We start from the raw sequence: 13,212 nt of genomic DNA, 5'->3' as shown, positions 1-13,212 counted from the left end.
ACCAACCAGCCACCTGCTGGACAAACAGACAATTACACGATTCCCCACACCAAGGTATTCAACCAGCAAGCCCCCGGAGTATTAGGCAACGACAGCGACCCCGACGGTGATATCCTGACGGCCAAGGTATTGTCAAATCCAATTAACGGCAAGGTCGATTTTAAGGCTGACGGTTCATTCAGCTATACTCCCAATCCGGGTTTTGCAGGTACAGACAACTTCACCTACAGCGTCAGCGACGGAGTATCGCCGTCTGGGGCTGTTGCGGTCAATTTCAATGTCACCAACCAGCCACCTGCTGGACAAACAGACAATTACAGTACCTCACTTGATACTGCCCTCAACGTTTCTGCGATCGCAGGTGTCTTAGGCAACGACAGCGACCTCGACGGCGACCCGCTGACGGCAACTTTATCAACTGGCCCCAAAAATGGCAAGGTCGATTTTAAGGCTGATGGTTCCTTCAGCTATACTCCCAATCCGGGTTTTGCCGGTACAGACATTTTTAGCTACAGCATCAGTGACGGCATATTGGCATCTCCTGCCATTTCGGTGAATATCAACGTCACCAAGTTGCTAACCAACCAGCCGCCAGTAGCAAATAGTGACAACTATACAACTCTCCACACCAAGGGACTGAATGTTCCAGCCCCCGGAGTCCTGGCTAATGACATTGACCCCGACGGCGACCCCTTGACTGCCACAGTGGGGTCACTTCCCAACAACGGCAAGGTCAATTTCAAGGCTGACGGTTCCTTCAGCTATACTGCCAATCCAGGTTTTATCGGTACAGACAACTTCAGCTACAGCGTCACTGACGGCATCAACCCACCTGTTTCGGTGCCAGTCAAGATCAATGTCACGAATCAGCAGCCTCAGGCACAAACTGGTAACATTACCCAAAAACGGCAAGGTCAATTTCAACGCTAACGGTTCCTTTAGCTATACTCCCAATCCGGGTTTTGTCGGCTTGGAGGAATTTAGCTACAACATCAGTGACGGGGCATCCACCTCTGCGGAGACTCCGGTAAAGATCAATGTCACCAATCAGCCACCGCAGGCAAATAGCGACAGCTACACCATTCCCCGCGACAAGACACTCAATATTTCAGCCCCTGGACTCTTGGCTAATGACATCGACTCCGACGGCGACTTTCTAACCGCCAAACTTGATGCAGCCCCCAACAACGGCAAGGTAAATTTCAAGGCTGACGGTTCCTTCAGCTATACTCCCAATCAAGGTTTTGTTGGTACAGACAAGTTCAGTTACAACATTTCTGACGGGGTATTAACGTCTGCTTCGGTGCCGGTCAATATCACTATTATTAACCGATCGCCGATCGCCAATCCAGACAGTTACAGTACATTGGATAGCAGTGTTCTCAACGTGGATGCGATCGCGGGCGTCTTGGCCAATGACATCGATCCGGATGGCAACCCGCTGACAGCCGCCCCGGTTGCTTTGCCCAACAAAGGCAATCTCATATTAAATAAAAACGGCTCTTTTACTTATACTCCCAATACTGGCTTCTCGGGAACAGACAGCTTTACATACAACCTTAATGACGGAATCCTTGAGTCTTCGCCCGTTGCGGTGAACATTAGCGTCAAGAGTGCAGGCGCGTTTAACTTCAGTACCGCTAACTACACTGCCAGGGAAAACGGTACTGCTGCCACAATTACTGTCATTCGCACAAATACTGATGTTGCTGCTGATGTGAGTTACAGTACGTCGAACGGCACTGCTAATGCTGGCAACGATTATACTGCTGCATCGGGTAGGCTGAATTTTGCGATCGGCGAAACTCAGAAAACTTTTACTGTACCAATTATTGACGACTCCTTAATAGAAGGCGATGAAACTGTTAATCTCAGCTTGAGTTTGCCTAGCAATGGTGCGATTTTGGGAACGAATTCTACTGCTATTTTGACTATTTTAGATTATACTCCGACGCCAACTCCCATTCCGACTCCCATTCCGACTCCAACTCCGACGCCAACTCCGATCGCAATTCCGACTCCCACGCCAGCGGAAACTCCAACTCCGACGCCGATCGCAATTCCGACTCCCACGCCAGCGGAAACTCCGACTCCGACGCCAACTCCGATCGCAATTCCGACTCCTACACCAGCGGAAACTCCCACTCCTACACCAGCGGAAACTCCGACTCCGACGCCAACTCCGATCGCAATTCCGACTCCGACGCCTACACCAGCGGAAACTCCGACTCCCACGCCAGCGGAAACTCCGACTCCCACGCCGATCGCAATTCCCACTCCGACGCCGATCGCACCCATTCGCACGCCGATCGCAATTCCGACTCCGACGCCAGCGGAAACTCCCACACCGACACCAACGCCTGGAGAAATGCCGATCGTTCCCATCGCACCTCTACCAACCGAAACCCCAACACCTGCGGTAATTTTTACTGCTGTTGAAGACTGTATGTGCGATCGAATCAATTTACCCGATCGCACAGCCATGGACGGCCCCAACATCACTGCAAACACCCTCAACGGTACAGACGGTAAAGATACTCTCACCGGCAGCGATATTAATGACAGCATCAACGGTTTTAGCGGCAACGACTTGCTAATAGGCTTATTCGGCAGAGACAATATTTACGGCGGCCTTCCTAGTCCAGTTGCTGTGGGCGCGGATGCAGACAGCGACACGATTTTTGGCAACGAAGATAACGACTACATTGTCGGGGAGGCTGGGAATGATGTTATTTATGCGGGCAAAGATGACGATCGGGCGATCGCAGGCAAAGATGATGACATAGTGTGGGGCGACAAAGGCAACGATACCTTGTTTGGCGATCGAGGTAATGACAGTTTATTTGGTGGCACTTCTGACTCATCTGATGGCGATTTAACAGGAAAAGATTTGCTGTTTGGGGATAAGGGCAACGACCTTTTATACGGGCAAGAAAGCGAAGATACTCTTGTTGGTGGCGATGGCAATGACACCATCCACGGCGGCAAAGATAACGATCTAATTTGCGGCGAATCCGGCAACGATTTGCTGTTTGGAGATTTGGGAAGTGACACCATCTGCGGTGGCGACGGCGACGATACAATTTTCGGAGATATTGACAATATTCCGAAAAATGGTAGCAGTCAAAAAGATTATTTGTGTGGCGGTAGTGGCAACGATCTAATTTTTGGTGATGAAGATGCGGATAAATTGTGCGGCGGTGAGGGTAAGGATACTCTTTATGGTGGCAAGGGTAATGATACTTTGATGGGGGGAAGTGGCGACGATTGGTTGATTGGAGATTTAGGAAAAGATACGCTGCAAGGGGGAAGCGGGCGCGATTACTTTTTGTTGACTGCGGGAGAAAGTGGCGATGTAATAGCTGATTTTAGGCAAGGTGAGGATTTATTGGTTTTGACGGGAGGCTTAAATGTCGATCGACTCAGCATAGTTCAAGATGGCGGTGCAACCTTAATCAAAATTGCCAACACAGATAAAATCTTAGCGACTCTCAACGGCGTGCAAGCTAATTTCATCACCCAACAAGATTTTAGAGTAATTGAGTTGGGTTTGTAGATTGAAGATAGCCGTTGAAACCGCTTCGAGGGTGCAAAATCGAATTTGCTGACGCTTGGGGGCGATCGGCATTCCGACAACCGCAAGCTAAACTAAAAGCAACCCCTGATTCACCCCAATTTAGCTATGCCTAGATGGTTCAATACCGCCGGCCCCTGCCGCGCTGATATCCACTATATGCTGTCTGCAACCAGTCGCGTCCCCAACCTAGAACGACTGATAGCCCAGGAAAACTATTTCGTCATCCACGCACCCCGACAAATCGGCAAAACCACTGCCATGTTGTCTTTAGCTAAACAACTCACCGAAAGCGGACAATATACCGCTGTCATGCTGTCAGTTGAAGTGGGCGCACCTTTCAGTCAAGATATTCCTGGTGCTGAAGATGCTATTCTCGGTGCTTGGAGGCGAGCACTTTCTATCAGATTACCCCAAGAGTTACAACCTATAGCTTGGTCTTCATTAGAAGCCGGACACCGCATCGGCGATGCACTCAGTCTTTGGGCTGAATCTTCCCCTCGTCCTTTAGTTATTTTGATTGATGAAATTGATGCCTTACAAGACCTTGCTTTAATCTCTATTCTACGTCAATTACGCGATGGTTATCCCAATCGTCCAAACGCTTTTCCTCAATCAGTTGGTTTAATTGGTTTGCGAGATGTGAGAGATTATAAAGTGGCGGCAGGTGGCAGTGACAGGCTCAATACTTCTAGTCCATTTAATATTAAAGTTCGTTCCCTCACTATGCGGAATTTTAATGCTGCTGAAGTGGTAGAACTCTACAATCAACATACAGAAGATACCGGACAAGTTTTTACAACAGAAGCCTCAGCTTTAGCTTTTGAATTGACTCAGGGACAACCTTGGTTAGTCAATGCGTTAGCTAAAGAAATCGTAGAAGAGTTAGTCACTGATGAATCAATAGAAATTACAGCCGAGCATATTTTAACCGCTAAAGAGATTCTGATTAAACGACAAGATACGCATTTAGATAGTTTAGCAGAAAAACTCAGAGAAAACCGAGTCAAAGCCATTATCGAACCGATTTTAGCCGGACGAGAATTGCCCGAATCTTCCAATGACGATCGCCAATATTTGGTAGACTTGGGTTTACTCAGACGCGATCCGGCTGGGGGGCTAGTCATCGCCAATCCGATTTATCGAGAAGTTTTACCGCGAGTTTTAGCCCAAGGCCCCCAAGATAGTTTACCGATTATCAGTCCCAGTTGGTTGGGCGCCAACGGAGAATTAAACACAGATGCCCTTCTCAAGGCCTTTCTCGCCTTTTGGCTGCAACATGGCGAACCGTTGCTCAAAAGTGCATCTTATCCCGAAATTGCGCCACATTTGGTGTTGATGGCGTTTCTGCATCGGGTGATTAACGGTGGGGGAACGTTAGAGAGAGAATATGCCATTGGGCGCGATCGCATGGATCTGTGTTTGCGCTATGGTGAGGTGACATTGGGAATTGAACTGAAGGTGTGGCGGAATAGGAAAGTCGATCCTTTGACTAAAGGTTTGGAACAATTGGATGGATATTTAGCAAGATTGGGACAAGATAAAGGTTGGTTGGTAATCTTCGATCGCAGAGACAATGCACTAGAATTGGAAGAACGGCTGAAAACTGAAATTCATGCTAGTCCATTGAACCGGGAGATTACAGTTATTCGTGCGTGATGATTTCTTCTGCAAGTTTAGAGAGTTATAAAATGTTCAAAAAACTTTATGGTAACAGAAAATTGTCTAAGCTTGCGAAAGGTATGTTGTTGGGCTTTAGCCCTCTTAGAGTAGTGATTATAGTGATTATATAGCAATACAGTTGACTTAGGAATGAGAATTAAATAACTTACAATTTGATGGTTTTTGTGGGATGGGCGGGAGAGCCCGTCCTTTATGAACGGGCTCTCCCGCCCATTCCACTTTCCTTGTATAAATTATTTAATTTGCGATCCTTAAGAAAAATCTGACTTGCCAAAAATGCCTGTATTGGCAGAAAATCGTCATATAAAATTATTCAAAAAGCGTTAAATAAACCGTATTAGATTATATAGTAAGCGAGGTCGCATCAAAAACTCCATTTACAATCATACCTCATGTTTATGATAAATGCTATAGCCTTTATCATAAAGGTGAGGCATGACTGATAGCTTATAGAACCTCTTAAATCCCGAGGGCTAAAGCCCAACAACGTACCTAATTTTATCGCACCAATGCCCTATTTAAAACCAGTCAACACCCCATAAATTGCCCAAATCGCCATCGCCCGCAAATAGTGACTCGCCCGAAAAGTCCCCCCAGCCGTAATCGCTTCCGGCGTCCGAAACTGCAACCCATTCTCATAAATCTGCTTCACCACCACATCCGTCAACTTAAACGCCTTATCCTCCATTCCCATCTGTACCAAAAAAGCCGCCAACCCAAAATTAATCCCCGTCCAAACTTCCAAAGGATGAGTCGCATTCGGATTTTCCGGGGAACCGTTCAGCATCACCCCATTCGCCGCGCCGAACTCACCATCATTGAACTTTAAAAAACAAGATTCATACACAGTTTCCAAAGCGCTGAGTGCACATTCAGACGGCACAATATCCGGCAATCCCAACAGTTTTGCGTAAAATTGACCGCACAATTGGTCGGCCATCACCACTTCCGAATTACTCTCGCTGTCCAAACGGTAATATTGACCGTTCCACAGTTTTTCCTGATAGCTAGGTCTTGCTTGTAGCAGCCAACTGTGATATAATGCAATCTTCTCTTGCGGATTCGGAAGTATATCCGGTGCTGCATCTTCTAAGATTTCGCCGATCGCGATCGCACTTTCCAGCGCCGCCAACCACAAACCGCCGCAATACGCACTAATCCCCCGCATTTGCCAATCATCAAACGTCTGATCCGGCGCACCCGAATTCTCAGGAATGCCATCCCCATCCTCATCAAAAGTTTTCAGATAAGCCAAAGCCTCAACAATCGCCGGCCAACACTCTTGCAAAAACTCACAATCTGTGCCACCAGTCAACAGGAAATCCCGATAAACCTGCAACACAAAATCGCAAGGTAAATCCTTCCACAAATTGCAATCTTGATAGCTAGTATAATTCGTTTTTTCCCAAGGATGTTCGTTGGGAGCACCCAAATCGTGCGGCGTCGCACCGACAGCTTTTCTAATCGCCGCAGCTTGATTCCAACCAATAACTCGCGGAGTATCGTCACCCGCAGAAATTGCCCTAGCAAAGGCAATCATGACAGACTTTTCTAATTCAGGCCACAGCATCAATAAAGCAAAAGAACCGTAAAGCCGCACGTCCAAACTTTCGTACCAGCGGTAATCAATACACTCCAAAACCCCAAATTGACCCTTCGGATCGCGTTCATCTGCTGCACTCCAGAGACTACCGCCCTGAGTTAAAATGTACAATTCATTAAACAGCGCCATTTTAAAACTATCTGACAAATCAGTCCGTTCTAAAATCGGTTTTTGCCAAGCTTCAATATTTTCGCGCCAAGTATCCGAATGCTTCATCGCCGTGCGAATAATCGGCCAGACATTTTTGCCATTGCGCCCGAAGAAATCGGTATAACGGCGGTAGTAAGAAACTCCCGATGCAAATTCAGTAACGGGCAAATCCCAAGCTATGATAAAGGGGATTTTGCGAGTTTTTCCTGGTCTAACTGTAAACCGAACTGCGATCGCACAAGCTAACTGTTCTCCTGGGGCGGCGGCTGTCTCGTCTCTGTCATCCAACAAGAAACCTTGTTGAGAAAAGTGCCGCCAAATATCCTCGCCGTCCCCTGCGGGATTCCAGCGAGTTTGATAGAATACTTCTACCGCCGGATTGGTAATAGTTGCGATCGCCCATTGTCCATCTCCTTCTTGTGGCCGATCGTCAGCAGTCAGCCGCGTCATCACGCAACCAAAACGGTGAAAATCTTCCACCAACAAATTCATATTTCCGCCACTTTCTCCCCACCGGGATTTATAGTCATAAAATGGACTGCCATCATCTCGCACCTTGACGGGAACCCCCCCGTACCCCCCCTTACTAAGGGGGGGCTGGGGGGGTACAGCATTGGTAAACCACCCGACAATATTCTCCCAAGTTAGCATGATGCTGAGAGTAATCGGCGCATCTGTCGGATTGTGCGCTACCCATTCAAACATGGCAACTGGGTAACTGCTTTCTTGATAATTGTTCGGCAATATTGGAGAAAATTGCTCGCAGCTTAATTGAGCTTCAAACACATTTTCGTAAACATACCAACTGCGCGGATATAAAGCATGATAACTACCAGAATTATACTTGCATCCCGTTACTTCTTCTTGCTCTTCTCTTCTTCCTTCTTCCTTCTTACTTCTTCCTTCAGAAGGATACCATTGCCAACTAGATAAACTGCCATCTGTAGGCGGTTCGGTTGACAGTGCATAGGCTTGTTTTTTGCCTTTTGTTTCTTCAAATATACTGAACTGACAAGCTGGTAAACTGCGAAAAATGTGCTCGCCGCCGTCGATGTGCCAGAGGTTGAAATCACCTCGGGGCGATCGCCCGATGCAGCCTGCACCGAAGCCACCCAGAGGCATTCCGTGCCAGGGCCCGTCGTCGAGATTGCTTGCGTAGCGGACTGTATAGGGATTGTCCCAACCGAGGCCGATGGCGCGTTTCCAGGTGTGTGGAGGAATGTTTGAATTGGATGTGCGATCGTTCATGATTTGATTTTGGTGGCAAGGGCGATCGGTGCAAGTGTCGCAGAGCCTTAATAGTATATAATTGAAATTAACAGTTTACCCTACTGCGGAACAAGTCAGATGAGTCGAGCCATAAATTTTCAAACTGTTTCTTGGTTTTGGGATCTCTACACAAGAGGTCTACTTGACCTTGAGCCACCTTATCAAAGACGCAGTGTTTGGAATCAAGAATATAAAGACTTTTTCATTGATACTGTACTTAATGGATATCCTGCCCCTGCTATCTTTTTGTATCAAGAAATCACATCTGAAGGCAGATCTAAGTATAGTGTTGTTGATGGCAAACAAAGGTTATCTACTTTATTTGAGTTTGCTGAGAATAAATTTCCGGTAAGTGAACAAGCAACTTTGACAAGACTGACAGGTAAATCTTTCAAAGACTTAGAAAACGAAGTCAAGCAAAATTTTTGGAAATATCAGTTTGCTGTTGAATATGTCCCATCCGACGATGAACGAATCATCAATGATATATTTAACCGAATCAACCGTAATGTGATCAAGTTAACACGTCAAGAACTGCGTCATGCAAAGTTCAATGGCGGATTTATCACTACTGTAGAAGATTTAACTGACTGGATAGCTGCAATTCTCCCACCAAGCTTTCCCTTAATTCCTGCAAAAGACAAAAAACAAATGAAAGATGTAGAGTTTGTGACTCTACTTTTATTGTTTCTAGAAGAAGGAGTTAAGTCTTATCGTCAGGATGATTTGGATAAAGCTTTTAACGATCGAGATTTAGCTTGGGAGGAGCAAGATGAAATAGCATCTGAATTTAAACAAGTTATAGAATTAATAAAAGACTTGTTAGATGTTTCGCCTAAAGATATAAATTTATGCAAAACAAAACTCAAAAATCAAGCTGACTTTTATTCATTTTTTGGCGCGATCGCAGAATTAAAGCGTGAAAAATCATTAAATATAACAGCCGATGTCTGCCAGAGAATTTACGAATTGATGGAATTAGTAAAATCTCCTGAATTAGCAATAAAAACTCAAGAAGCTCAAGCTTATTATGAGGCAATCACAACTTCATTGGGTTCATCAGGAATTGAAAAAACTAAAACTAGAATTAATATCTTAAAATTATTGATTTCAGGAAATACTAATTTGTAATCAATCTGTAAAATATCGAATTTATGATTTATCCTTCTATTTTAGACCGCCAATATGAACAATATCTTCCCTTCGTCCAAGAGGTTGCAAAGCTAGTAAAAGAAACAATGCTAAATTTTTGTGACAACAAGGGATATGCACTGACTTCTAGAATTAAAACTATTGAATCTTTAGCAGAAAAAATTGAGACAGGTAGATTTGAAAAATGGTCAAAACTAGATGACTTATTTGGTTGTACAGTCATTATCCCAAATTTATCACAAGAAAAAGAGGTAATTAAATTTTGTCAAGATACTTTTCAGGTTACTCAAACAGTCAAAAGAGGACAGAATAAAAAATCTCCCGATACTTTTAAATTTGATTCAACTAGAATTTATGCCCGCTTAAAAAGTGTAGATGATAGCAATATCGATAATTTTTTGAGTATTTTTAATGTCATCTTTGAAATTCAAATAAAAAGTGCTTTTGAACACGCATGGGCAGTTTCAACCCACGATCTAGTTTATAAAGGTTCGGAAATTGACTGGAAGAAACTCCGTTTAGCAGCACAAATAAAAGCGATTGTTGAACAGCTAGATACAATGATTCTGGCATTTGAACAAATATCTCCTGCTATACAAGAAAGTGAGGATCCTGAAACAAAAAAAAAGCGTCAACTAGCTATTGCTACTCAAGAACTATTCCAGCGAGAAAAAATTCCCGAAGAACTTAAGCCCAAAGATATGACCCGTTTTTGCGATAATTTATATGGTATTCTTGTCAGGGCTGGAAAAGTGGATAAAGTTCAAGAGGTTATTAAGTGTATTACAAAAAAAATTAATTCAACTCCCAGCAAGCAAATTCCCAGAAGTATCTCCCTATTACAGTATTTTTTGGCGATTTTAGTAGAAGCAGAAATTATTATTTTGCCTTTAGATAACTATTATTTTCATATAACATCAGAATTGCTTACGCTTTATCCAATTTTTCAGAACAACGTTGATTTGATTTTTGAATACGATCTTTGATAATTTTAACACAAACCCGATCGCCTAACGGGGCAAAATATCATCTAATCGAAGTTGCAAACTCTTTAACAGAGGAGAAATAATCCGTTCACCCATGCGAAATTGTTGTTTGGCATAATCTTGATCGATTAGTTGACAAACGGTGACAGTAGGTTGTTTCGGTTTACCGATAAAAGCCACGCCTCCCAATCCGCGATAATCAACAATCCAATATTCTGGAATTCCTAAAAGAGCATATTCTTCAACTTTTCGGGCATAATCTGTTTCCCAGTTAGTGCTGACGACTTCTACTGCCAATTTAATCGATCGCCCCAGGGTAATCACAGGTTCTCTTTCCCAGAGGGGTTCGCTGACAAGGGCAGTTTCATCTAACACTACAATATCGGGACGGCGGGCAGTAGCTGCGTCGGAAAATGGACGGATCAAACAAGTGCGGGGAATGAACCAAGGTAGTTTTTCTGCTGCGATCGCAATTACTATTTGAGCTACCAGTTTACCACTGACGGTTTCGTGGGGGCCTGTGGGTGACCTGTCAACTAATTCTCCGTCAGCAAGTTCGTAGCGGGGGTTGTCACAGTATCGATCGACAAATGCTTCAAAGGTGAGGATTTTTTGCGCGGTGTAAGCCATTGGAAACTAATAGTTTTTTGCTTAAAATCTTATTCTATCAACTAACCAAATCCCAAATCAGAACCTTTCCCCGCGTGCACCAAAGCCAACTTTTCGTAACGCTTAGCGTGTTCCACTAACTGGGCAGATTCCTCTTCAGACAAGTCTCGCAGCCGCTTGGCAGGCACTCCAGTCACTAGCGTATGAGGGGGAACGTCCTTCGTGACAACCGCCCCTGCACCGACGATCGAGCCTGTGCCGACTCTCACTCCATCCAGGACGATCGCCCCAATCCCGATCAAACAGCCCCGTTCAATGTAAGCTGAATGAATGACCGCTCGATGTCCTACTGTCACAAAATCTTCTAAAACAGTCGGTTTCCCCGGATCGCCGTGTAGAATTGCTCCATCTTGGATATTGGTACTTTTGCCGATCGCAATTCGTTCTACATCCCCCCGCACCACCGCCCCGTACCAGATACTAGCGCCCGCAGCCACCTCTACCCTGCCGATGACAACAGCGCCCTCAGCGACAAAAGCAGCTTCGGAGAGATCCGGCAATGGCCAATAGGCAGGAAGTGCAAGCAGAGGTTCGTTGAGATTGCTCATCTTTTTGGTCGATCGTGATACTTCTAGCAGATTAGCTGGTTGTTGATACGGGATATAATAAGACTATTTGCCACTTTTGCAGATAAATATGCTGGGACGCAATAAATGATTGAAGTTGCCTTGCAATACCCGATGTTTGGCCCGGAAATTCAGTGTCCACACTGTCGCCAAACAATTCCGGCTTTAACACTCACGGATACCTATTTGTGTCCGCGTCACGGGGCATTTGAGGCAGATCCAAAAACGGGGGAACTGGTTCACCTTCAGTCTGGGCGACACTGGCGCCGCTGGGAGGATGAATGGTATCGCCAGCACACTCACCCTGACGGAATTCGGTTTGAAATTCACGAAGCGCTCGATCGACTTTATACTCAAGGGTACCGAGCAACTCGCGTCATCGTTGCCCAACGTTATCGAGACTTAATCAGCGCTTATTTGGAACGCAGCACGCCTTGGCGGGGCCAGCCGGATTCGCCACGCCCGAGGCTGTACGGTTTACCTGTGGATTTTAGCCCCGATCCCCAAGAGGAACCTTGCTGGGAAGTGATTAATTTTGATTTGGAAAAAGAGCCGGGAGTTCCAATTAGATATCCCTATTTTCGATTGTTTGAATAGTCCGTTGTCCGTTGTCCGTTGTCCGTTGTCCGTTGGCAGTAGTTATTAGTTTATTAATTTCTTAGTAGTAGGTGACAAATAACATAGGATAAATAATAAGTGCCAACTACCAATTGACAACTACCAATTGACAACTGCCAACTATCAACTGCCAACTATCAACTGTCAACTATCAACTGTCAACTGCCAAATGCACCACGCCTCGATTCGCACTGCTAACATTCATCGGGCGATCGCCTTTTACGAACAGTTAGGCTTTACTGTGAGCGATCGCTTTACCACAGGTTACACCCTAGCCTGTTGGATGGAAGGTCTCAACGGACGCATCGAACTCATCCAAATTCCGGAACCAAAACCCGCACCGGATGCTTTCGGTGACGAGCATTATGTTGGATATTATCATTTATCTTTCGATTTGACTGAGGCGACAACTGATTTGCCGAGTTGGTTGCAGTCTCTCAAACAGCGGTTTGAGGAAGCAGCTAAAGACGAACCAAATCAGTTTCAAGCTTTGAAAGTTTTATTAGAACCGACTCAACAGGCGATCGGGCAAAATGTTTATGAAGTAGCTTTTATTGCTGATACCGACGATTTGCCCTTAGAGTTTATCCGGCGTCTTAATTCTATCAATTCTGAAAAGTAGGAAAACGGCATTGCCGTGTCCGACCCAGGAGTTAGGACTTTTAACTTTGTTTGATAGCATCATTCAATCGTAGATATTAGATGCAACAAAGCACGAGCCATTAATATCATGTCCTGTCAATTAGCATCACAAAAACCGTTCGTAGTGCGGACTGAAGTCCGCTATACGGCTGCGGACTGATATCAAATCCGGTAGCATCGGAATAATATATTTGAATTATGTAGGGCTTGCTGAATAATTGATTGCCAACCAAGAGCAGGAGCGATCAATATATTCAAGCTTGGTTAAAGATAAGTTTTTTCTGTATCGAGTCGCCCCAA

At 45.1% G+C, this 13,212-nt stretch carries 10 protein-coding genes; 7 read left to right on the top strand and 3 right to left on the bottom strand.

From position 1 onward, the window contains the following. From JGK07_RS30620 to JGK07_RS30610, 3 genes are all read left to right on the top strand, one after another. Positions 1-930, top strand: a 930-nt coding sequence (locus JGK07_RS30620) for a cadherin-like domain-containing protein (protein ID WP_293291205.1), incomplete at its 5' end; no start/stop codon positions are given. Further along, a complete protein-coding gene (locus JGK07_RS30615) occupies positions 857-3,556 on the top strand; it encodes an Ig-like domain-containing protein (RefSeq protein WP_293291203.1) in 2,700 nt (899 codons plus the stop codon). The genes JGK07_RS30620 and JGK07_RS30615, both read left to right, overlap by 74 nt. Before the next feature lie 126 nt (positions 3,557-3,682). Beyond that, on the top strand, positions 3,683-5,233 hold the full coding sequence (locus JGK07_RS30610) for an ATP-binding protein (protein WP_293178609.1): 1,551 nt from the start codon (positions 3,683-3,685) through the stop codon (positions 5,231-5,233). A 538-nt stretch (positions 5,234-5,771) separates the two neighbouring features. Here the strand turns inward: JGK07_RS30610 and JGK07_RS30605 are convergent. Continuing rightward, positions 5,772-8,258, bottom strand: a complete 2,487-nt coding sequence (locus JGK07_RS30605; RefSeq protein WP_293198312.1) for a GH116 family glycosyl hydrolase — start codon at positions 8,256-8,258, stop codon at positions 5,772-5,774. A gap of 99 nt (positions 8,259-8,357) precedes the next feature. On the opposite strand from JGK07_RS30605, the gene JGK07_RS30600 reads away from it, so the two are divergent. Then, the gene (locus JGK07_RS30600) at positions 8,358-9,410 is read left to right on the top strand and encodes a DUF262 domain-containing protein (protein WP_293178615.1); all 1,053 of its coding nucleotides are present in this window, start codon (positions 8,358-8,360) and stop codon (positions 9,408-9,410) included. A 23-nt stretch (positions 9,411-9,433) separates the two neighbouring features. Next, entirely contained in the window at positions 9,434-10,417 is a 984-nt protein-coding gene (locus tag JGK07_RS30595) for a hypothetical protein (RefSeq protein ID WP_293178618.1), read from the top strand. A 24-nt stretch (positions 10,418-10,441) separates the two neighbouring features. Here the strand turns inward: JGK07_RS30595 and JGK07_RS30590 are convergent, their stop codons facing one another. Both JGK07_RS30590 and JGK07_RS30585 read right to left on the bottom strand, forming a co-directional pair. Next, entirely contained in the window at positions 10,442-11,047 is a 606-nt protein-coding gene (locus JGK07_RS30590) for a Uma2 family endonuclease (protein ID WP_293178620.1), read from the bottom strand. Positions 11,048-11,088: 41 nt separating this feature from the next. Then, positions 11,089-11,634 carry a gamma carbonic anhydrase family protein gene (locus tag JGK07_RS30585; RefSeq protein ID WP_293193462.1) on the bottom strand — a complete coding sequence of 182 codons (546 nt, stop codon included), beginning with the start codon at positions 11,632-11,634 and terminating at the stop codon, positions 11,089-11,091. Between the two features lie 105 nt (positions 11,635-11,739). Between JGK07_RS30585 and JGK07_RS30580 the strand changes: the two genes are divergently transcribed. Together JGK07_RS30580 and JGK07_RS30575 are read left to right on the top strand one after the other, a co-directional pair. After that, positions 11,740-12,249 (top strand): TIGR02652 family protein, encoded by a 510-nt coding sequence (locus tag JGK07_RS30580; protein ID WP_293178626.1) that lies wholly within the window; start codon positions 11,740-11,742, stop codon positions 12,247-12,249. Between the two features lie 190 nt (positions 12,250-12,439). Continuing rightward, entirely contained in the window at positions 12,440-12,892 is a 453-nt protein-coding gene (locus JGK07_RS30575; protein ID WP_293178629.1) for a VOC family protein, read from the top strand. The last annotated feature ends 320 nt before the right edge of the window (positions 12,893-13,212 follow it).

The organism is Microcoleus sp. PH2017_24_DOB_U_A (genome assembly GCF_020738205.1).
Classification (GTDB): Bacteria; Cyanobacteriota; Cyanobacteriia; order Cyanobacteriales; family Microcoleaceae; genus Microcoleus.
This window is presented reverse-complemented; position numbering and strand designations above follow the sequence as displayed.

Excerpts from the sequence above, each read along its gene's own strand:
- JGK07_RS30615 (WP_293291203.1), top strand. The coding sequence starts at position 857 with ATGTCACGAATCAGCAGCCTCAGGCACAAACTGGTAACATTACCCAAA.
- JGK07_RS30590 (WP_293178620.1), bottom strand. The coding sequence starts at position 11,047 with ATGGCTTACACCGCGCAAAAAATCCTCACCTTTGAAGCATTTGTCGAT.
- JGK07_RS30600 (WP_293178615.1), top strand. The coding sequence starts at position 8,358 with ATGAGTCGAGCCATAAATTTTCAAACTGTTTCTTGGTTTTGGGATCTC.
- JGK07_RS30595 (WP_293178618.1), top strand. The coding sequence starts at position 9,434 with ATGATTTATCCTTCTATTTTAGACCGCCAATATGAACAATATCTTCCC.
- JGK07_RS30610 (WP_293178609.1), top strand. The coding sequence starts at position 3,683 with ATGCCTAGATGGTTCAATACCGCCGGCCCCTGCCGCGCTGATATCCAC.
- JGK07_RS30605 (WP_293198312.1), bottom strand. The coding sequence starts at position 8,258 with ATGAACGATCGCACATCCAATTCAAACATTCCTCCACACACCTGGAAA.
- JGK07_RS30580 (WP_293178626.1), top strand. The coding sequence starts at position 11,740 with ATGATTGAAGTTGCCTTGCAATACCCGATGTTTGGCCCGGAAATTCAG.
- JGK07_RS30575 (WP_293178629.1), top strand. The coding sequence starts at position 12,440 with ATGCACCACGCCTCGATTCGCACTGCTAACATTCATCGGGCGATCGCC.
- JGK07_RS30585 (WP_293193462.1), bottom strand. The coding sequence starts at position 11,634 with ATGAGCAATCTCAACGAACCTCTGCTTGCACTTCCTGCCTATTGGCCA.